Origin of the sequence: Hymenobacter mellowenesis, from assembly GCF_030581005.1 — a bacterium.
In the GTDB taxonomy this organism is placed as follows: domain Bacteria; phylum Bacteroidota; class Bacteroidia; order Cytophagales; family Hymenobacteraceae; genus Hymenobacter; species Hymenobacter mellowenesis.
This window is the reverse complement of sequence record NZ_JAUQSX010000001.1, coordinates 143,483-161,817: the sequence shown is the minus strand read 5'-3', so window position 1 is coordinate 161,817 and position 18,335 is coordinate 143,483. Positions and strand designations below refer to the sequence as shown.

16 protein-coding genes and 1 tRNA gene are annotated in these 18,335 nt (G+C 64.1%); 6 read left to right on the top strand and 11 right to left on the bottom strand.

Features of this window, described 5'->3' with window-relative positions; genetic code table 11:
• Positions 1-102: 102 nt before the first annotated feature.
• The 4 genes from Q5H92_RS00700 to Q5H92_RS00685 all read right to left on the bottom strand — a co-directional run bounded on the left by Q5H92_RS00700 (position 103) and on the right by Q5H92_RS00685 (position 4,949).
• Positions 103-1,092, bottom strand: a complete 990-nt coding sequence (locus Q5H92_RS00700) for a dioxygenase family protein (RefSeq protein ID WP_369811104.1) — start codon at positions 1,090-1,092, stop codon at positions 103-105.
• A 186-nt stretch (positions 1,093-1,278) separates the two neighbouring features.
• A complete protein-coding gene (locus Q5H92_RS00695) occupies positions 1,279-1,947 on the bottom strand; it encodes a hypothetical protein (RefSeq protein ID WP_305009532.1) in 669 nt (222 codons plus the stop codon).
• A 205-nt stretch (positions 1,948-2,152) separates the two neighbouring features.
• Complete coding sequence (locus Q5H92_RS00690) at positions 2,153-3,568, bottom strand: DUF3500 domain-containing protein (protein ID WP_305009530.1); 1,416 nt, start codon at positions 3,566-3,568, stop codon at positions 2,153-2,155.
• Between the two features lie 43 nt (positions 3,569-3,611).
• On the bottom strand, positions 3,612-4,949 hold the full coding sequence (locus Q5H92_RS00685; RefSeq protein ID WP_305009529.1) for a HupE/UreJ family protein: 1,338 nt from the start codon (positions 4,947-4,949) through the stop codon (positions 3,612-3,614).
• Positions 4,950-5,255: 306 nt separating this feature from the next.
• Here Q5H92_RS00685 and Q5H92_RS00680 point away from each other — a divergent pair, with 306 nt between their 5' ends.
• The 3 genes from Q5H92_RS00680 (at position 5,256) to Q5H92_RS00670 (ending at position 8,437) form a co-directional block, all read left to right on the top strand.
• Positions 5,256-5,708 carry a BLUF domain-containing protein gene (locus Q5H92_RS00680; RefSeq protein WP_305009528.1) on the top strand — a complete coding sequence of 151 codons (453 nt, stop codon included), beginning with the start codon at positions 5,256-5,258 and terminating at the stop codon, positions 5,706-5,708.
• An 83-nt stretch (positions 5,709-5,791) separates the two neighbouring features.
• Positions 5,792-7,657, top strand: a complete 1,866-nt coding sequence (locus tag Q5H92_RS00675; protein ID WP_305009527.1) for a PAS domain-containing sensor histidine kinase — start codon at positions 5,792-5,794, stop codon at positions 7,655-7,657.
• Between the two features lie 201 nt (positions 7,658-7,858).
• Positions 7,859-8,437: a type 1 glutamine amidotransferase domain-containing protein gene (locus Q5H92_RS00670; RefSeq protein ID WP_305009526.1), complete on the top strand. Its 579-nt coding sequence runs from the start codon at positions 7,859-7,861 to the stop codon at positions 8,435-8,437.
• Between the two features lie 209 nt (positions 8,438-8,646).
• On the opposite strand, the gene Q5H92_RS00665 is transcribed toward Q5H92_RS00670, so the two are convergent.
• The 4 genes from Q5H92_RS00665 to Q5H92_RS00650 all read right to left on the bottom strand — a co-directional run bounded on the left by Q5H92_RS00665 (position 8,647) and on the right by Q5H92_RS00650 (position 12,047).
• Complete coding sequence (locus tag Q5H92_RS00665; RefSeq protein ID WP_305009525.1) at positions 8,647-9,771, bottom strand: CocE/NonD family hydrolase; 1,125 nt, start codon at positions 9,769-9,771, stop codon at positions 8,647-8,649.
• Between the two features lie 273 nt (positions 9,772-10,044).
• Complete coding sequence (locus Q5H92_RS00660; RefSeq protein ID WP_305009524.1) at positions 10,045-10,536, bottom strand: DUF6992 family protein; 492 nt, start codon at positions 10,534-10,536, stop codon at positions 10,045-10,047.
• A gap of 6 nt (positions 10,537-10,542) precedes the next feature.
• Positions 10,543-11,226 (bottom strand): porin family protein, encoded by a 684-nt coding sequence (locus tag Q5H92_RS00655; protein WP_305009523.1) that lies wholly within the window; start codon positions 11,224-11,226, stop codon positions 10,543-10,545.
• A 140-nt stretch (positions 11,227-11,366) separates the two neighbouring features.
• A complete protein-coding gene (locus Q5H92_RS00650) occupies positions 11,367-12,047 on the bottom strand; it encodes a porin family protein (protein ID WP_305009522.1) in 681 nt (226 codons plus the stop codon).
• Positions 12,048-12,242: 195 nt separating this feature from the next.
• On the opposite strand from Q5H92_RS00650, the gene Q5H92_RS00645 reads away from it, so the two are divergent.
• The 3 genes from Q5H92_RS00645 to Q5H92_RS00635 all read left to right on the top strand — a co-directional run bounded on the left by Q5H92_RS00645 (position 12,243) and on the right by Q5H92_RS00635 (position 14,260).
• Positions 12,243-12,317 (top strand) — tRNA-Val (locus Q5H92_RS00645).
• Positions 12,318-12,521: 204 nt separating this feature from the next.
• Positions 12,522-12,734 carry a hypothetical protein gene (locus Q5H92_RS00640; RefSeq protein ID WP_305009521.1) on the top strand — a complete coding sequence of 71 codons (213 nt, stop codon included), beginning with the start codon at positions 12,522-12,524 and terminating at the stop codon, positions 12,732-12,734.
• Between the two features lie 239 nt (positions 12,735-12,973).
• Positions 12,974-14,260: a sugar MFS transporter gene (locus Q5H92_RS00635; protein ID WP_305009520.1), complete on the top strand. Its 1,287-nt coding sequence runs from the start codon at positions 12,974-12,976 to the stop codon at positions 14,258-14,260.
• Between the two features lie 117 nt (positions 14,261-14,377).
• Here Q5H92_RS00635 and Q5H92_RS00630 read toward each other — a convergent pair whose 3' ends face one another.
• From Q5H92_RS00630 to Q5H92_RS00620, 3 genes are all read right to left on the bottom strand, one after another.
• Positions 14,378-16,615, bottom strand: a complete 2,238-nt coding sequence (locus Q5H92_RS00630; RefSeq protein WP_305009519.1) for a xanthine dehydrogenase family protein molybdopterin-binding subunit — start codon at positions 16,613-16,615, stop codon at positions 14,378-14,380.
• Positions 16,616-16,705: 90 nt separating this feature from the next.
• Complete coding sequence (locus tag Q5H92_RS00625) at positions 16,706-17,686, bottom strand: FAD binding domain-containing protein (RefSeq protein WP_305009518.1); 981 nt, start codon at positions 17,684-17,686, stop codon at positions 16,706-16,708.
• Positions 17,683-18,315, bottom strand: coding sequence for a (2Fe-2S)-binding protein (locus Q5H92_RS00620; protein WP_305009517.1), 633 nt, complete (start codon positions 18,313-18,315; stop codon positions 17,683-17,685). Before Q5H92_RS00620 ends, Q5H92_RS00625 begins: the two co-directional genes overlap by 4 nt.
• Positions 18,316-18,335 lie beyond the last annotated feature (20 nt).

Here is an 18,335-nt window from a genome sequence, read left to right as displayed (position 1 = left end):
AGTTTGGGGTGTAGCGCGGACTTTGTAGTCCGCGTCCCCACGCCATTGGGGCAGTTCTAAATAGCGCAAGGACGCGGACTACAAAGTCCGCGCTACAAACCCCTAATTCTTCAACAGCAGCTGCGACTGCGTGAACGTGCCCGCCAGGTTAGCCACCTTCACGGTGGTCACGTAGCTGCCGGCGGCCAGCGCCGACACGTCCAAATCAATCATCTTTTCGCCGGCGCTCAGCGTGCCCAGCACCTGCCGGAGCACCTGCTGCCCGGTCATCGACACCACCGTCACCTGCACTTCGGAGGGCGTGCGCAGCACCACCGGAATCCGGGTCAGGTCGCTGGCCGGGTTCGGGAAGTTCTGCCGAATCTGGAACTGGGTTTCGGCCGCGGCGCTCTTGGTAGCCAGCGCCGTGGACGAGATGAAGGCGTCCCAGTTGAGCACGTAGCCCGCCGCCACGCTGCCCGTGATGGTGCTCATCTCGGTGGCCGTGCCGTCCGAAAACACGTTGTCGCTGGCGTTGTAGGTGTAGCCGCTCATGCCCTTGGTGTAGCCCATGGCCGTGGCCGCGTTCACCGTCACCACGGCGCTGGTGGCGCTTTCCGGGAAGGCAATCTGGGAGATGAGCAGGCTGGTGCCGCTGGCCGTGTAGATGTGCACGTGGATGTGCGTGGCCCGGCCCGAATACCAGCCGGGGAAGATGCTGGTGAAGCTCACCAGGCCGTTGGCATTGGTCACCTGGCGGCCGCGCAGGAAGTCCTGGGTGGTATAGTTGGTTTGCTGCATCTGCGTGCCGCCGTACTGCGAGTAGTTGCCGTCCTTGTCGCAGTGCCAGATGTCGACGAGCAGGCCGGCCACGGCGGCGCAGTTGCTCAGCACGTTTTTCACCGCGATGTTAATGGTGAATGGCACACCCGTGCGCGTGCCGATGATGTTGTTGCGCACGTAGCTGGCGGGGTTGATGGTGGGGAAGGGGCCGGCTGTTTCGGTGCTGGCCACGGTGCAGGCCTCGGCCTCGCTGCCGCCCAGCAGCGAGGGGCCCACCACCGCCATGCCCAGGAAGCCAAAGCTCTTTTTCAGGAAGTCAATTCGGTTCATAAGCGGAAAAGTTTAAGCATGCGTTGGGTTAAAATTTTAAAAATCTGTTTGTCAGGTCATGCTGAGCGCAGTCGAAGCATCTCTACCGCTTCGGCTGACGTGACACCTCACGGGACCCCTCCGGGGCGGCCCCTCTCCCAAGGGAGAGGGGAGCCAGAGGAGATATTGGCGCATTCTGAACTTTGCTCAGCTTGACGCGCCAAACTCCAGGTAAAGCAAAATGGCCGTTTCAGACAGGGCCTCGAATTCTATTTCAGCAGTTTCCCAGAGCAGCAGCGCGTCGCGGTGCTCGGCCAGCCGGTCTTCAATTTCGAACGAGCCGTTGAGGACGTAGCACAGCGAAAAGCCACCCAGGCCGAGGGCCGGGATATGTCCCTTCACCCGGCTGTCGTACAAGCCCACCCGCACCGGCAGGGCTGGATTGTCAGGCGCCACCAGCACGTTTTTCTCTGTCAGCGGCAATTGAAACTCCTGCACCACGGCCGCGGCGGCCGATGGCACCGGCGCCTGTATCAGCAGAATATTGACCGTTTCTTTCTCGAAAGGGTTGGTCAGCACGAGCGAACCGGCTTCCGCGGCCGGCACCGTGTAGAGGTAGCCCGGCAGCAAAGCCGTTTCCACCGTCTGGGCCGTGGTGAGCAGGGCCCCGCCCACAATGGGCAGCACAAGCAGTTGGCCGGTCAGGCCCGTCGCATCCATCTGCACTGAAGCGCCGGGCCGAATGAAAATATCATCGAGCCGCGCCGGCTGCTCGAAGCTGGTCCGGTACGTCTGCCCGCCTTCCGCTTGGATAACGGTGCGGCGGTCGGCCTTCAGAAACCGGGATTTGTAAACGGGTAGGGGAGCGGTAGTCATCGAAATTTACGCAGCCTTGAGATGGGCAACCAATTGTGTTTCAAAAATCCGCCGTGTCTTGAAACTGCGCCACCCACAATCGACGGTTGGCGCCCTGCACTCGCCCAACGGCGCGCCTGCCCCCGCAACCTCCCCCCGAACCCGGCTCACCAAAAAGCCCCGCCTGGCACGCCGGACGGGGCTTCTGCGCCGAAAGCCGGCCCGGCTACTCCAGCGTCACGCGCTGCGTCACGGCCGGGCTGGCATCGGCCTTCACACTGAGCAGGTAGACGCCGGCCGCCAGGCCGCCGATGGGCACCTCAGTGGCTTGGCCGCGGAACGAGGCCGTGCGCACCGCCTGGCCCAGGCTGTTGCGCAGCGTGTAGGTGGCGGCCACGGCGGGGCTGGCCAGCTGCACCTGCAGCAGCTGCCCGCCAATGAGCGGGTTGGGGTAGACCGAGAACGCCCGGGCTGCCGCCGCGGCTTTGGTGCCGCTCACGGTGGTGTAGGTGCCGAAGAAGTTGCCGCCGTAGTCGCGGGCGTGGTCGCGCCACACGGTGTGGTAGTGGATGCCGGACAGCACCACGCCGTTCTGGCAAATGAACTCAATCCAGACCGTGGGACCGTCGATGCGCACGTAGTCGCCGTTGGTGGTGAGGTTGCCGGTGCCGGCGTAGGCAATGTAGGTGCCGGCCAGCTCGTTGGTGTAGGTGGTCATCAGGCTGGCGGCGGTGGCATCGTCGGAATCCTGCACCCAGGGGCGCATGGCTTCCGTCACCAGCGCCTGCTGGGCGGCCGTGAGCGTGTTCACGGCCAGGCCCACTTTGGTGGCCGGAAACTGGCCGTTGCCGTTCGGCCCGAGCACCACGTCGTTGAAGCTCTGGCTGAGGCGGGCCGTGGTTTTCTGGGCGGCGGTGAGGCCGTTGAGCATGGCCAGCATGGCCGAGCCCTCGTTCGACATGGGCGCGCAGGCCGTGCCAGTGGCAAACACGTTGCTGTTGGGCGTGCTGAACGTGAGCGGCTCGGTGCCCTCAAACTTGGGCGAGGCGCCCTTTACCTGCCCATTGCCATACGTGATGTTGGTGGCCAGGTGGTGGCCGCCAAACTGCAGCTGCCAGGTGCCGGTGAGCGAGGGCGTACCCAGAAACGCAATCAGGTACACCCCGCTGCCGTAGGCTGCGCCGCCGCCGTTGGCCGCGAGGTAGTCGTCAGCCGCGCGGAGCTGCTGAATCTCGTTGTAGCCGTCGCCGCTCACGGTGCCCGTGGCTGCCTGCACTACGGCCAGCGCAGCCGTCTGCTGGGCCGCCGTTAGGGCGTCGAGGCGCAGGCCAATACGGTTGGTGGAATTCACCGGCAGATTTGACCACTTTGTGACTGTGGTCGAATTATACGCCTGCAACAGCGTGGCCTGCTGCGCGGTGCTGAGCGTGGCAATGAAGGCGTTAGCGGCATTCACCACGTCGCTCACCGCCGCCGTGGACTTTGTGCTTTTCAGGCCTTTGAGGGCCGCCAGCTTGTTCGTAGCGGCCGGCGCGGCCATCGCCGTGTAGCTGAGCGGGGATGCCGGCTCAAAGAAATCCGCAACCCAATCGTAGGCCGAAAAGGCGAGCAGCATAGGCGCTGCGAGGATGAATTTATTCATGATAAGGGGTGGGTAAAAGATGGAACATGCAGAGTTGGAATGATTAAAAGGAAGGCATCGAACGCGCCTTTTGCTGACGCCAGAAGCTGACGACGGCCACCATCGCCAGCGCCGCCAGCAGCCAGGGCGCATGCTGGGCCACCCGCGCCACTAGTGCGGTGAGCGGGTTGGCTTGGGCCGAAATGCGCTCCACCAGCCAGCCCAGCGCGGCCACGGCCGCTACTACCGCCCCCGCCACCCGCACGGCGGCGTAGCCGGGCGTCTGGCTCAGCAGCAGCAGCCACGGCACCGTGAGGGCGATGACGAACAGCTGCATCAGTTCGATGCCGATATTGAAACCCAGGATGCTGAGCGCCATGGGGCCGGCGGGCAGGTGCAGTTCGGCCAGCGTGCTGGCAAAGGCCAGCCCGTGCACCAGCCCGAAGCCCGCCGCCACCCAGCCCTCGCGCCCCGGAAACAGCGGCCGCACCGCGTGCCCCGCCGATACCAGAATGGACACCGCAATGAGCGTCTCGACCGGCTGCGCTGGCAGCCGCAGCCACCCCAGCGCCCCCGCCAGCAGCGTGACGGAATGGCCCAGCGTGAAGGCCGACACCACCCGCAGCAGCCGCCCCAGCGCGTAGCGCACCCCGCCGAAACGGCCCCAGCGCCGGGCCTTGGTGAGCAGCAGCGGCGCCGGCAGCAGCAGCACCAGCAGAAACAACAGATGGTCGGTGCCCTCGGCGATGTGGCGCGCGCCCAGCGCCACCATGCCCCGGAAGCCGGCCCACCACCCACCGCCCGCCTGACTGATGAACAGCGGCGGAATCACGTTATTCACCACGTCGAGCCGAATCACGCCCACGTCAATCGGTTGCTCGGCGCCCACGCGGCCCACCTCCCAGTCGCGCCGCACCGACACCAGCGCCACGTGCGTCACCAGTTGGTGCACTATCACGTCGTACCTGAAGGCAAAGGCGCGGGCCGTGGCGCCGGCCGGCGGCGTGAGCCACAGCTGGGCCGTGAGCTCTTGGTAGGGGCCGGTATCGGTTTGTTCGGCGCTGCCAATGCGCAGCTCGCGCACGGCCACGGCCCAGGGCTGGCCGTCGGGCGTTTCGGGGCGCACGTGCTGCTGGATGTAGGCGCGCAGCTCGGGGCCGAGGCGCTGCACCAGCGTTTCGGGGTGTTCGGTAATGTTGTGGCCGAAGGCAATTTCCAGCTGGCCCAACGGCAGCTGCACTTCGGCCGCTACGCCGCCGGGGTGCAGGTCGAGCAGCACCACCGAGTTGGGCATGGGGTGCGCCCGGGCCGCCGGGCTGCTCAATAATAGCAGTAGTAAAGCCGCCAGAAAAAATGGCCGCAAACTGCGGCGCAACTGGCAGGAGGAGAAGAGTAGCAGCATAAGGCAGAAAGGCAGGAGCTGGATAGTTGCCCAAAAATGCCCGCCGATGCCCGGTGCCGAAAACGCACTCGGCGGTTGGCGCCTTCGCACCGACCAGTGGCGGGGTGCGGCCGACTATTGTTTGGCAGCCTCGCTGTTTCTGCGCTTCGGGCCAACGTTTTGTCAGGGCCGGCTAAGTACCAGCCGCTTCACTTCAGGGGATTCAAGAGAGGAAAATAACTTGCCGCGACACCACCCGTAATAGAGGGTTGCTCAATACTACCCTTCACGGAGGCCCCAGACGGCCCGGCCTGCTGCTGTTTTCCTATGATTCACATTGTTTACATGAGCCGGGCCGTGCGCCCGCTGTCTGACCAGGACTTGCAGGAATTGCTCGACCAGTGCCGGCGCGACAACGCCGCGCGCGACGTCACGGGCGTGCTTTTCTACAGCCACGGCAACATCGCGCAGCTCATTGAGGGCGAGGCGGAAGTGCTGGAGCCGCTGTTCGATGTCATTTCCCGCGACGGCCGCCACTCCAACGTCGTCAAGCTGGTCGACAAGCCCATCACGGAGCGCAGCTTCGCCGACTGGTCCATGGCCTTCCATCCCCTCGAGCCCGGCGGGTTTGAGGCCCTGCAGGGCTTTCTGCTGCCGCAGCACCTGCCGCCGCCGCCCAGCTCCCTCAGCATTGCCGACGCCATGCTGGTCGATTTGGTGAAGCTGGCCGTGTTTGGCGCCGATGCAACCCCGGCCGCGCCCGAGCCCGAGCATGCGTAAAACCTCGCCAGTAAGCCGGCTAATACGCCTCACAACCGGGCCGGCTGGCGCTGCCCTGCCCGCACTTCTGCCTACCTTTGAGCATGCGTGAGCAACAACTTCGCGACATCCTGGGACACATGCCCGCCGGGGTGGCCACCTTGCAAGGGCAGGAATTGCGCTACGGATTTGTGAATGAGGCCATGCGCGCCGTGCTCGGCGCGGCCGTGGAGGAAGGCGATGCCGTGGCCGAGCACCCGGGCACCATCCCGGCCGATTTGCTGGAGGTGATGCGGCAAGTGTACGACGCCGGGCGGCCCTATGTGGCCAAGGCTTACAGCCTGCCCCTGCCCGCGACCGACGGCGGCCCGTCCACGCCGCGCTACTTCGACATTGCCCTGGAGCCCGTGCGCGAAGGCAATGGCCCCGTGAGCGGCCTGCTGCTTTTTGCCGTGGACGTGACCGTGCAGGAAGAGGCCCGGCAGCGGGCGCACCACCTGTCCATCGAAACCCGGCGCCTCGACACCCGCCTGCGGGTGCTGACGGAAACCGTGCCCCAAATCACTTTCACCGTCGATGCCGCCGGCAAGTTCGAGTACGTGAGCCCGCAGTGGTACTACTTTACCGGCCAGCCCCCTACGGCCGATTTGAACGCCATCTGGCCCCTGCTCATTCACCCCGACGACCGCCTGCGCGTGCTCTACCAGGCCGACACGGCCCGCACCAGCGGCGTGGGCTGGAGCTATGAGTACCGTCTGCGCCGCCACGACGGCCAGTACCGCTGGATGCTGAGCCGCGCCCTGCCCGAGCTGCACGCCCCCGACCAGGCCGTGTTCTGGCACGGTGCCCTTACCGAAGTGCACGACCAGCGCGAGCTGGCCGACGCCCTGCGCCGCGGCGAGGCCGAGCTGCGCTTCCTGGCCGACAGCATCCCGGAGCTCATCTGGACGGCCACGGCCGAGGGCTTTATCGATTACTACAACCATTACACTGGCGAGTATTCGGGCCTGACTAAGGAAGAGCTGGGGCCCACCGGCTGGATAAACCTGCTGGAACCCAGCGAGCAGGCCGGCGCTGCCCGTCGCTGGGTGCAGAGCATTGCCACCGGCCAGCCCTACGAGGGCCTGTTCCGCATGCGCCGGCACGACGGGCGCTACCGCTGGCACATCATCCGGGCGCGGCAGCTGACGGACGAGCGCGGCCCGCGCTGGTTTGGCACCTGCACCGACGTGGACGACCAGTACCGCCTGCGCGAGGTACTCCAGACGCAGTACGATGAGTTGGCCCGCACCAACCGCGACCTCGACACCTTCGTCTACACCGCCTCGCACGACCTCAAGCAGCCCGTGCTCAACCTGCGCGGCCTGTTCGATGAGCTACGCCGCACGGCCACTTTCAACGACCCCGAGGAGGGCGAAATTATCGGTATGGTGGATGAAGCGCTGGGCCAGCTCGACGCCACGCTACAGGACCTGGCCGCCACCGTGCAGGAGCAGCGCGGCCTCTCGGCGCCGGTGGAGGCGCTGGATTTGCGCAGCGTGGCCGACGAGGTGCTGCTGGGCCTGCGCGCCCAGGTGCAGGAGTCAGAAGCCACCGTCAGCCTCGATTTCGCGGCCGCGCCCACGCTCACTTACGGCCGCGCCAACCTGCGTTCCATCCTGCACAACCTGCTCAGCAACGCCCTCAAGTTTGCCGACCCCGCCCGGCCGCTGCACCTGCAGGTGCGCAGCTTCCTTTCCGAAGCCGGCCAGCCCGTGCTCACCGTGCAGGACAACGGCCTGGGCATGGAGCTGCCGGGCCGCCCGGCGCCGGTGTTCCAGCCGTTTGCGCGCCAGCACCCGCACATTGCCGGCGCTGGCGTGGGCATGTACCTCGTGCAGCGTATCGTGGCCAGCCGCGGCGGCCACCTCGAAGTAAGCAGCACCGTGGGCGAAGGCACAACATTTACCATTCACTGGTTCGAGGACTAAGCCGTTTGAGCCAGCAAAACGAGTACCCCAAAGCGCGACTTCGGCTCGTTGAACGATGCTGACGCGAGCCGAAGCCGCGCTTTGGGATACTCGTTCTACTGGCTCCAATGCCCGAATTTTGATTAACCCACGGCCCGGAACGGGCGTAAGAACGAAGCCGGACTTGCTCCGGCTTTCTTTTTTACCTCCTTTCCAAATACCATGAGTCTTTTCAGCAGCGACAAACTCAAAGGCAAGAAAATTGCCATCATCGCCACCGACGGCTTCGAGCAGGCCGAACTCGACGAACCCAAAAAATACCTCGAAGGCGAGGGCGCCGAAACCCACGTCATCTCCCTCAAAAGCGGCTCCATCAAAGGCTGGGACGGCCCGAACAAGGACTGGGGCGACAAAGTCGACGTCGACAAAGTCATCACCGAGGTGAAGCCTGCCGACTACGACGCCCTGGTGCTGCCCGGCGGCCAGATGAACCCCGACATCCTGCGCGTCAACAAAGACGTGGTGGCTTTCGTGAAAGAATTTGCTGGCTCGGGCAAGGTGCTGGCCGCCATCTGCCACGGCCCCTGGCTGCTGGTGGAGGCCGATGTGGTGCGCGGCAAGCGCGTCACGAGCTGGCCCAGCGTGCATACCGACCTCAAAAACGCTGGCGCCCACTGGGAAGACTCCGAAGTGGTGTGCGACCACGGCCTCATCACCAGCCGCAAGCCCGAAGATATCCCCGCCTTCAACAAGAAAATCGTGGAAGAAATGCTGGAACCGCAGCACGGCGGCCACAATTAAGCACGAACTGGTTGGGGGCTATGTCATTGCGAGGGCGCAGCCCGTGGCAATTCGTCCTCTCAATGCGACAAACATCCTGTCAAAACCAGACCCGCTCTTTTACCAGAAAGCCCCGGTACCGCAGTGGTGCCGGGGCTTTCTGGTAAAAGAGCGGGTCTGGTTTTGACAGGACGGATTGCTTCGCTGCACTCGCAATGACAGTTTTGGTCCTAATTCTGGGTGCTAATCCACTTGTAGATATCGGCCGGAGTATCGGGGTTGAAGGCGGCCGAGGCGGCATCGGCAGGCGAGTCGCTGGCGAACTGCAGGGCGTGGTTGAGATTGGGGTAGCGCAGCTCGACCACGCGGGCGTTGCTGCGCAGGCCTTTTTTGAGCGAAGCGAGATTAGCGTTGGCGTTCACCTGCTGGTCGGCTTCGCCCTGCAGCAGCAGCACCGGGCATTTCACGGCGGGCAGTTCGGGCTGCGGGTCGAAGCTGAGGTAGCTGCGGTAGGCGGGCGTGGTGAGGGTTTGCACGCTGGTTTGCAGGTCGGTGGGCGCAATGCCGGGGTAGCGCTGGCGCAGCATGTTGCCCAGAATGGCCTGGGCCTGGCTGTTGTCGGGGGTTTGGCGCACGATTTCCAGCATGGCCCGCTGCTGCTTGATGAGGCCTTCCTCGTCGCGGCGCATGGCGGCTTTCTGGCGCAGGCGCTGCTGGTCGAGGTAGGTTTGCACCTGGGCGGCGTTGGAGCCTTTGAGGCGCATTTTGGCGGCCTCCTGCTCGGCGGCCACCATGTCGAGGCGGTACTTGCGGGCCCGTTGGGCATCGGTCGAGTCGTTGCCGAGCACCTTGCCGTACATGGCCGGCTGGGTGGCCAGCACCTCGCGGCCCGGTAGCCCGGCGGCGGCCATAGCCACCACAAACGTGGGCGCCAGCGGCTGCGCGCCGGCCAGCAGGGCCACGTTGGCCCCCTCGCCGTGGCCAATCAGGCCGAGGCGTGTCACGTCGACCTGGGGCCGGGTGCGCAGGTAGTTGAGGGCCGCAATGGCATCGGCCGAGCGTTCGGCCAGCGTCGTGGTTGCGGCCGAGCCGCCGGAGCCGCCCTGGCCCCGCTCGTGCAGCCGCAGCACCACCACGCCCTGGCTCACCAGGTAGTCGGCCAGGGTGTTAAGGAGCTGGTTGTCGGGCGAATTGGGGTTGCTGGCGTTCACGCCGCGCTCGGGCAGCAGCACCGCCGCCGGGAAGGGCCCCTGGCCGGTGGGCAGGCGCAGAATGCCGTTGAGGCGCACGCCACCGGCGGGGCTGGTCACGGCCACCGCCTCGGCGCGGTCAAGGATGCCGGCTGAAAATCCCAAAAAGGGAGCCAACGATAGAAAGCAACTGAAAGCGAGGGTAAAAAGACGCATATGGTTCCTGATAAGTGCTGAGCGGCGGGTGACAATCATCGGCCGGTGCCCGTAGCAGGAGTACCCAAAATTCATCTATTAGCATGATTACTAAAAGATAAATCAGTTGAACCCGACTCTTTAACCGACTTACTGGCAAAAATGCTCGGTGAAAGAAACGGTATTTTCCTCAAATTGGATTTAGTTCCCAAATTGAGATTTAACCTTCTGATTGGTTTGCTATCAGATAAGCGGAATCCAGGCCCGGCCCTGCCAGTGCAGCAGGCTCCACACCACTGCATCGAACACCAGCAGAAAGCCGCCCTGCACCCACAGCGCCCCGCCGAAACCGTGCAGGCGCGGCGCGTTGGCCTGCCCCAGCACGGCGGCCAGCGCCCGCAGGTAAAACCCCGTCATGAGGTAGGCCACATCGAGGCCGGTGTTGAGCAGGAAAAGGTTTTCGTTGTGCAACTGCTCGGCCACCAACTCGGCCAGCCGCAGGCCCGGCGGCGAGGTGAAGCGCAGTCGCAGAATGCCCCAGCAGGCCAGCACGGTGTTCACCAAGCCCCAGCCCACGTTCATGCCGTGGAAGTAGTAGGGCGCAAAGCGGCGGTCGGCCTGCCGGAGTAGGGTGCCGCCCACCAGCAGGTTGAGCAGGGCCCAGGCGGCCAGCACGGCCAGGGCCCGGCCCAGCAGCATTTCGCGGGCGTGGTCCAGCGCCGCTACGTCGAGCATCGGCAATTAGTGTTTAAAGCCCAGCCCCACGTATAGCTGGAAAACCTGGTTGCGGATGTTGTTGTCGCCAATCGCCGCGCCTGTGGCCGTATTGTAGCGCACCACGGTGCCGTCTTTGTAGAGTTTGCCCAGGCTCCAGTCGTAGCGGGCGCCCACTTTGGCGAAGCCCAGGCGGGCCTCCGCGCCGGCAATGGCGCCGTAGTCAAGGCTGTTGAAGCCGTTGTCGCCGATGCTCACGGTGGCGCCGTCGTTGCGCACGTTGGTGAGTAGCGACACCTGCGGCCCTACGTGAATGCTGAGCGTTTCGGTGAGGTTGCCCACGAAGAGAATGGGCAGCTCCAGGTAGTCGAGGCGGGTGTCGCGGGCGGCGGTGCCGAGGTAGTCGGTGCGGTAGCCCTTGCGCGAGTACAGCAGCTCCACCATGAGTGAGGCGAAGTTGTTGAAACCGAACTGCCCATACACGCCGGCGTGAAAATCCTTGAGGTTGTCGCGGTTGGTGAACAGGCTGGCGCCTGTGCCCTGGATGCTGGCCAGGTTGTAGCCGCCCTTGATGCCGAAGCCGGTATTGCGCGACTCGGTGCCGTCGGTGGCCGAGTAGTCGGCCGACGAGCCCACGCCGGGGCCTTGCTGGGCGTGCGCGGCCGGGGCCAGGGCCAGGCCCAGTGCTAAGGTGAATAAGGCTGTTTTCATGATGAAAAACAATGAAATGGAGTGCTTGCAGAAAACGGACACCTGCGGCCAAGGTTGCCTCAGCCGGCCGTGCCAGGCCCGCAGGCCCAAAAAAAAGAGGCCCGAAGGCCTCTTTTGTAGCAGTTTGGCAGCAGCGCCGCTTATTGCGTGAAGCCGATGCCCACGTACACCTGCAGCATGTTGTTGTAGAGCTTGCTGTTGACAAACTGCGCGCCGGCCGTTGAGACTTTGCTGGGGCCATCTTCAAAAATTTTGCCCAGAAACAGGTTGTAACGGGCGCCAATGCGGGCCGGGCCGATGCGGGCTTCGAGGCCAGCCACGCCGCCGTAATCAAACGAGTTGAAGCCGTTGTCTTTGGCATCGAGGGTTTGCTCGTCTTTGCGGATGTTGGTGAGCAGCGAGGCCTGCGGCCCGATGTGGAAGCTCAGGTGGTCGGTGAAGTTGCCCACGTACATCACGGGCAGCATCACGTAGTCCATGCGGTAGCGCTGGCGGGCGCCGCTGGTGCCAGTGTTGGCTTCAAAGCCCTGGCGCGAATAGAGCAGCTCGGCCTGGATGGACGAGAAATCGTCAAAACCAAACTGGCCGTAAACGCCGGCGTGGAAGTCGCTGCGGGCCTGGCGGTCAATGCCTTTCACGTCGTCGCCGCGCAGGCCATTGAGGTTGTAGCCGCCCTTGACGCCGAAGCCGGTGTTGCCCGACTCCGTAACCGCGCCACCGGTGTAGTCTTTTGAAGACTGGGAGCCGCCAGGGGCAGCTTGCGCGAAAGCAGCCGGCGCAGAAGCCACGGCGAGCAGAAGAAACAGAAAAATCTTTTTCATGGGTGAAAGAAGGTAAGGTAATGAGGCCAATGGCCCGGGAAGATTACTATTCCCGTTTGCCCCTATACTTTCCCGGGCCCAGAAAGTTGCCCACACGCCGGAAGAGCGACGAAAAAAAGCCGACTGAACTGGTGCGCCAAGCGCGGGCGCGTGCTACCTTTGGGGCCGCTCCGCCGCCAGCGCGGAGCTTTTTCCGGGGTGTTAGCTCAGTTGGTTCAGAGCGCCACCCTGACACGGTGGAGGTCGTTGGTTCGAGCCCAATACGCCTCACGGAAATGCCCCTTACGATATCGTAAGGGGTATTTTTAATATTCCGCACCCACAAAAGCAACCAGCCGGATAGAATCTTGGCCCCAAAAATTCATTTTTTGCGGCTTCGATGGCCTTGCCGGATTCCGCCACGGCCAAACTTACCAACTCATGCCTGGGACGACGGCAGTGTCACGGTGACGGTGGCGATGCCGCACGTGCCGAGTGCCGGCCGGCTTCTTCGTTGAGGTGAACTACGATGTGGGCGGCCTGGTGCAGCTGCACTGGCAAGCGCCCACCAAAACCGTGCGCTGGTGCGGCTGGCTGCTGGTGCGACGGGGCGAGGTGAACCAGCACTATGCCGTGTACTGGCTTGGGCCGCCGTACTCGGATTGCCATTTCAAGGCGAAACTGCGACCCATCGGCCACCAAGGCTAGCAATCTCCCTTTAATTATTAGGGTCTGGATGACAGCTGTTTTAATTGCCCAAACAACTCTCCTGTGATAGCGCCGCTGCCCGCGAAACGTGGGAAAATTATTCCGCCCAAGCGGCGCGGCGGCACAATCGGGTGGGTTCGGTTGCCGGGCAACTGCTAGCCCTGCTACCTTGGGGCTACTATCGGACCTGGCCGCTCCCCAGGCTGCCTCATCCGTCGTCATTTCCAGCTATTCCCACCATGCAATCTGCGGTTTCCGCCTCCGGCCTCTCTGCTCAAACCAAGGTGCCTTTCACCGAGAAGAAGTACATGCCGACGCTGGTCTTTGTGTCGTCATTGTTCATGCTCTGGGGCATTGCCATTACCATGGGCGACGTGCTCAACAAGCACTTCCAGAACGTGTTGCACGTGAGCAAGGCCGATTCGGGGCTGGTGCAGTTTTCCATTTTCGGGGCGTATGCCGTGATGGGCATCCCGGCGGGCGTGTTCATGAAGCGCTTCGGCTACAAAAACGGCGTGCTGCTGGGATTGGGGCTGTATGCGCTGGGCGCGTTCCTGTTTGTACCGGCCGCCAATGCCAGCTCGTTCGGGTTTTTCCGGGGCGCGCTGTTTGTGCTGGCCTGCGGGCTGGCCACTTTGGAAGCCGTGGCGCACCCCTTCATGGCCGCCCTGGGCAACCAGCACACCAGCGACCAGCGCGTGAATTTCGGGCAGTCCTTCAACGGCCTCGGCGCGGTGGTAGGGCCGCTGTTGGGTAGCTACTTCATCCTCAACGGCGCCCACGCCAGCGGCGACCTTAGCTCGGTCAAGTCCCTCTACATCGCCATTGGCAGCGTGATTGCGGCCATTGGAGTGGCTTTTTCCTTCATCAAAGTGCCCGCGTTGCAGGATGCCCATGCTCCCGCCGTGCCCGCCGAAACCGAAGCCGGCTTCTACACCGGCACCGCCGATACAGCCGCCCCGCTGGCCCAATCCAAGGGCGTGTTGCGGCACGCGCATTTCCGCTGGGCCTGGCTGGCGCAGTTTCTCAACTGCGCGGCGCAGGGCGGCACCTGGGCCTATTTCATCAACTACGGCGTCGAGAAAATGAACTTCTCCGATGCCACGGCGGCCGGCTACTTCTCGCTGTTCATGGTGATGATGATGAGCGGGCGCTTCGTGGGCACCTTCCTCATGCGCTACATCGCGCCGAGCAAGCTGCTGGCGGCCTTCGCGCTGGGCAATGTACTCATGTGCCTCATCGTGGCCCAAAGCTGGGGCTGGCCCTCCTTCATCGCCTTACTGCTGATTAATTTCTTCTTCAGCATCATGTTCCCTACCATCTTCTCGCTGGGCATCAAGGACCTGGGCCCGCAAACGCAGCAGGCCTCGTCCATCCTGGTGATGGCCGTGGCCGGTGGCGCCATTTTCCCCTACCTCATGGGCAAAATCGCCAACCACGACATCGCCGCGGCTTACTACCTGCCCATCATCTGCTACGCCTACATTGCGCTGTTTGGCGCCCGGCTCTACCGGGTGCGGGCCTAAGGCATCAAATCCATTGTTGCTACGCGCATCTGCGGCAGCAGTTTCCTTCAGCAAAAAGCCCTGCCAGTGAATACTAGGCAGGGCTTTTCCGTCAATAACTAGCTGTCAATTCAACGGCTACACCAGCTTGTCGGGCGTGATGGGCAGCTCGCGCACGCGCTTGCCGGTGGCGTTGAACACGGCGTTGGCAATGGCGGGCGCCACGCCGATGGTGGCAATTTCGCCGATGCCTTTCGTGCCCAGCGCGTTCACGTACGGGTCGGGCTGATTCACGAAGGCCACCTGGATGTCGGGCGCGTCGGCGTGCACGGGCACGTGGTAGTCGGCCAGGTCTTTGGTCACGTAGCGGCCGAACCGGTCGTCGATGATGGCGTGCTCCATCAGGGCCATGCCAATGCCACCCACGGCGCCGCCCTTCATCTGGTTGCCAGCGGTTTTCTCGTTGATGATGGTGCCCGCGTCGGCGCAGCTCACCAGCTTGCTCACCCGCACCTCACCGGTGAGCACGTGCACCCGCACCTGCGCAAAATGCACCGAAAACGAGTACATCGAATACTTCTGGCCGTTCTCGCCATTAGGCTTCGACTGCACCGTCACGGCCGTGCCGCCGGCCTGCTTCACCAGGTCGGCGTAGCTGGCGCGGGCCGTGTCGTTGCCGCTCAGCGTGAGGTGGTCGTCGGCAAAAATGACGTCTTCCTTTTTCGCCGAAGCAAAGGCCGCGTTGCCGGCGCCGGCCAGCTCGCGCAGCTTGTCTTTCAAAGCCAGGCAAACTTCCTGCACGGCCGGGCCTACCGTATTCACAATAGCCGAGCCGCCCTGGGTGGGCGCCTGGGCAAAGTCGGAATTGCCCCACTCGAACCGGATTTTAGCGGGGGCCAGACCTAGCGTGTCGGCGGCAATCTGAGTCATGGCCGTGCCGGTGCCGGGGCCGATGTCCGTCACGGCGCTTTGCAGCAGCACGGTGCCGTTGGGCAGCAGCCGGGCGCTGGCTTTGGACGAGCCCCGGTGCGCCCCGAAGGTACCCACGCCCATGCCGTAGCCCACCAGCCAGTCGCCGTCGCGCACGGCGCCGGGCGCCAGCTGGCGCTGGTTCCAGCCCACGCGCTCGGCGCCCAGCCGGTAGCATTCCTTCAGAAACTTGCTGCTCCAGGGCTTGCCGGTTTCGGGGTCCTGCTCGGTGTAGTTGCGCAGGCGAAATTCCAGCGGGTCGAGCTTGAGCAGGTAAGCCATTTCGTCCATGGCCGATTCCAGGGCGAAGGCGCCGGTGGCCTCGCCGGGCCCGCGCATCCAGATGGGCGAGCCCACGTTGAGGGCCGCCAAGCGGTAGCGCGTGGTCAGGTTCGGCGACTGGTACATCATGCGCGTCTGCGCCAAAGTCGATTCGGTGAACTCCTCATAGGTCGAGGTTTGGCCAATGCTTTCGTGGGTGATGGCCGTGATTTTGCCGTCGGCCGTGGCGCTCATCCTCACTTTCTGCCAGGTGTGGGGCCGGTAGCCCACCATCGTAAACATTTGTTCGCGGGTGAGCATCAGCTTAACCGGCCGGTTCGCCACCTTAGCCGCGATGATGGCCGCCGACTCGTGCGGCCAGCTGTGTAGGGCGTTGCCAAACGCACCGCCCACGAAGGTGGCAATCACCTTCACGTTCTCCTCGGGTAGGCCCCATTCCTTGGCAAAATCGCGCCGGGTGGCCATGGTGCCCTGCGTCTTGTCGTAGAGCGTCAGCCGGTCGGGCGCCTCCCAGTGCGCCGTAATGGCCTGCAATTCCATGGGGTGGTGCACCTCAGTCGGAATCACATACTCCTGCTCCAACTTGATGGCGCCCGTTTTGTAGGCATCGGCCTGGCCGCGCTGGTAATCGTTCATCGGCGACTTCGGGTTTTTCTTCGCAGAAGTAGGCAGGAAGGCCTGCGCCTTGCCGGCTTCCAGGTTGGTCTGGTGCTTCTCGGGCGCGTACTGGCCCTTCACCAGCCGGGCGGCGTAGCGGGCGCGCTCCAGCGTGTCGGCCACCACCACGGCAATGGGCTGGTCGTTGAAGCGAATCTGGTCGTCGGTGAAAATGCGCAGGGCGCTGCCCGTGGTCTGGGGCTGCGAGGGGTCTTTGCCCGTGGGCTTGCTGCCCGGCGTCTGGGGTGCGTTCAGGTGCGTCACCACGGCCAGCACGCCCGGCGCCCCGGCGGCGGCCTTGGTGTCGATGCCCGTAAGGCGGCCCTTGGCAATGGTGCTGCCCACCAGCACGGCGTATACGAGACCGGGCAGCTCGTACTCGGCCGAGTAGGTGGCCGCGCCGGTCACTTTCTGGCGGCCGTCCACCCGGTTCATGGGCTTGCCGATGTGCTTTTCAGGAGTTTTCATATGGGAAAGGATGTAGCGTGGACTCTGTGAGTCCGCGCCGGGGCGAACGTTCTGCAACGCGCGGACTCGCAGAGTCCACGCTACAACGACCTAAGCCGCCGCGGCGGTTTTCAGGGCCTGCACAATGGCATTGGGGCCAAGCCGCAGCTTGTATTCGTTATGCTTGAAAGCCTTTGCGCCCTGCATGGCCACGGCCGCCGCCCGCTGGAACGCGGCTTCCGTGGCGGGCTGGCCCACCAGCGCCTGCTCAGCGGCGGCGAGGCGCCAGGGCTTGTGGGCCACGCCGCCCATGGCCAGCCGCGCCGCTTTGATGGTGTTGCCATCAAGGTCCAACGCCGCCGCTACTGATAGCAGCGCGAAGGCGTAGCTGGCCCGCTCGCGCACTTTCTGGTAATGCACATGGCGGGTGAAAGGGCTGTCCGGGATTTCCACGGCCGTAATCAACTCGCTGGGCTCCAGGTTGGTGTCGCGCTCGGGCGTGGTGCCGGGCAGGCGGTGGAAGTCGGCGAAGGCCAGTTTCCGGTCGCCTTTGGGGCCGCTGAGCAGCACGGTGGCATCGAGGGCGACGAGGGCCACGCTCATGTCGGAGGGGTGCACGGCAATGCACTTATCCGAAAAGCCGAAGATGGCGTGCATGCGGTTGATGCCTTCCAGCGCGCCGCAGCCGGAGCCAGGCTGGCGCTTGTTGCAGGGCATCGCGACGTCGTAGAAATAGGCGCAGCGGGTGCGCTGCAGCATGTTGCCGCCCACGGTGGCCATGTTGCGCAGCTGCGGGCTGGCGCCGGCGTTGAGGGCCAGGGCCAGCAGCGGGTGCTTCTCGCGCACCAGCCGGTCGTCGGCCACGGCCGAGTTCAGGGCCAGCGCACCGATGCGCAGGCCGGTGCCGACGCGCTCAATCTGGCGCAACGGCAGGCGGTTGATGTCGACCAGCTTTTGCGGGGTCATCACGCCGCGCTTCATCAAATCCACGAGGTTGGTGCCGCCGGCAATGAAGGCGGCGTTGGCGTCCTTGGCAACGGCGTCGATGGCGGCCTGCGCCTTGGTGGGGCGCACGTATTGGAACTGGTTCATACTTTTTGCCCTCCCTGCTTCACGTCCTGAATGGCGGCCACAATGTTGCTGTAGGCGCCGCAGCGGCAGATGTTGCCGCTCATGTACTCCCGGATTTCATCGGCCGAGCCGGCGTGGCCCTCGCGCACGCAGGCCACGGCGCTCATTATCTGGCCCGGCGTGCAGTAGCCGCACTGGAAGCCGTCGTGCTTCACAAACGCCTCCTGCATGGGGTGCAGCTTGTCGCCATCGGCCAGGCCCTCGATGGTCGTGATTTCCTGCCCGTCGTGCATCACTGCGAAGCTCAGGCAGGAGTTCACGCGCTGGCCTTCCACGTGCACGGTGCAGGCGCCGCACTGGCCGTAGTCGCAGCCCTTTTTGGTGCCGTTCAGGTGCAGGTTTTCGCGTAGCAAATCCAGCAGGGTGGTGCGCGGCTCCACCGAGAGCTTGTATTTCTTGCCGTTCACTTTCAGGCTCAGCGGCACTTTCTCGATGGATTCGGCCACCCGCTCGTCGAGCTTGGCCTCAGCGGCCGATACTACCGGGGCCGGCACCAGGGCCAGCGCCGTGAGCAGCGACGACTGCTTGAGGAAGGTGCGCCGGTTTTCGTTGTGGTTGGCCGGTACGTCCGGCTCGGGGTTTGCTGCCATAGGAAGGAGATAGACGAGCT

What these genes read in the sequence shown, in the direction of transcription:
- Q5H92_RS00670 (WP_305009526.1), top strand. Translation starts at nt 7,859, where the DNA reads ATGAGTCTTTTCAGCAGCGACAAACTCAAAGGCAAGAAAATTGCCATC.
- Q5H92_RS00685 (WP_305009529.1), bottom strand. Translation starts at nt 4,949, where the DNA reads ATGCTGCTACTCTTCTCCTCCTGCCAGTTGCGCCGCAGTTTGCGGCCA.
- Q5H92_RS00660 (WP_305009524.1), bottom strand. Translation starts at nt 10,536, where the DNA reads ATGCTCGACGTAGCGGCGCTGGACCACGCCCGCGAAATGCTGCTGGGC.
- Q5H92_RS00620 (WP_305009517.1), bottom strand. Translation starts at nt 18,315, where the DNA reads ATGGCAGCAAACCCCGAGCCGGACGTACCGGCCAACCACAACGAAAAC.
- Q5H92_RS00675 (WP_305009527.1), top strand. Translation starts at nt 5,792, where the DNA reads ATGCGTGAGCAACAACTTCGCGACATCCTGGGACACATGCCCGCCGGG.
- Q5H92_RS00655 (WP_305009523.1), bottom strand. Translation starts at nt 11,226, where the DNA reads ATGAAAACAGCCTTATTCACCTTAGCACTGGGCCTGGCCCTGGCCCCG.
- Q5H92_RS00650 (WP_305009522.1), bottom strand. Translation starts at nt 12,047, where the DNA reads ATGAAAAAGATTTTTCTGTTTCTTCTGCTCGCCGTGGCTTCTGCGCCG.
- Q5H92_RS00625 (WP_305009518.1), bottom strand. Translation starts at nt 17,686, where the DNA reads ATGAACCAGTTCCAATACGTGCGCCCCACCAAGGCGCAGGCCGCCATC.
- Q5H92_RS00680 (WP_305009528.1), top strand. Translation starts at nt 5,256, where the DNA reads ATGATTCACATTGTTTACATGAGCCGGGCCGTGCGCCCGCTGTCTGAC.
- Q5H92_RS00635 (WP_305009520.1), top strand. Translation starts at nt 12,974, where the DNA reads ATGCAATCTGCGGTTTCCGCCTCCGGCCTCTCTGCTCAAACCAAGGTG.
- Q5H92_RS00695 (WP_305009532.1), bottom strand. Translation starts at nt 1,947, where the DNA reads ATGACTACCGCTCCCCTACCCGTTTACAAATCCCGGTTTCTGAAGGCC.
- Q5H92_RS00690 (WP_305009530.1), bottom strand. Translation starts at nt 3,568, where the DNA reads ATGAATAAATTCATCCTCGCAGCGCCTATGCTGCTCGCCTTTTCGGCC.
- Q5H92_RS00700 (WP_369811104.1), bottom strand. Translation starts at nt 1,092, where the DNA reads ATGAACCGAATTGACTTCCTGAAAAAGAGCTTTGGCTTCCTGGGCATG.
- Q5H92_RS00630 (WP_305009519.1), bottom strand. Translation starts at nt 16,615, where the DNA reads ATGAAAACTCCTGAAAAGCACATCGGCAAGCCCATGAACCGGGTGGAC.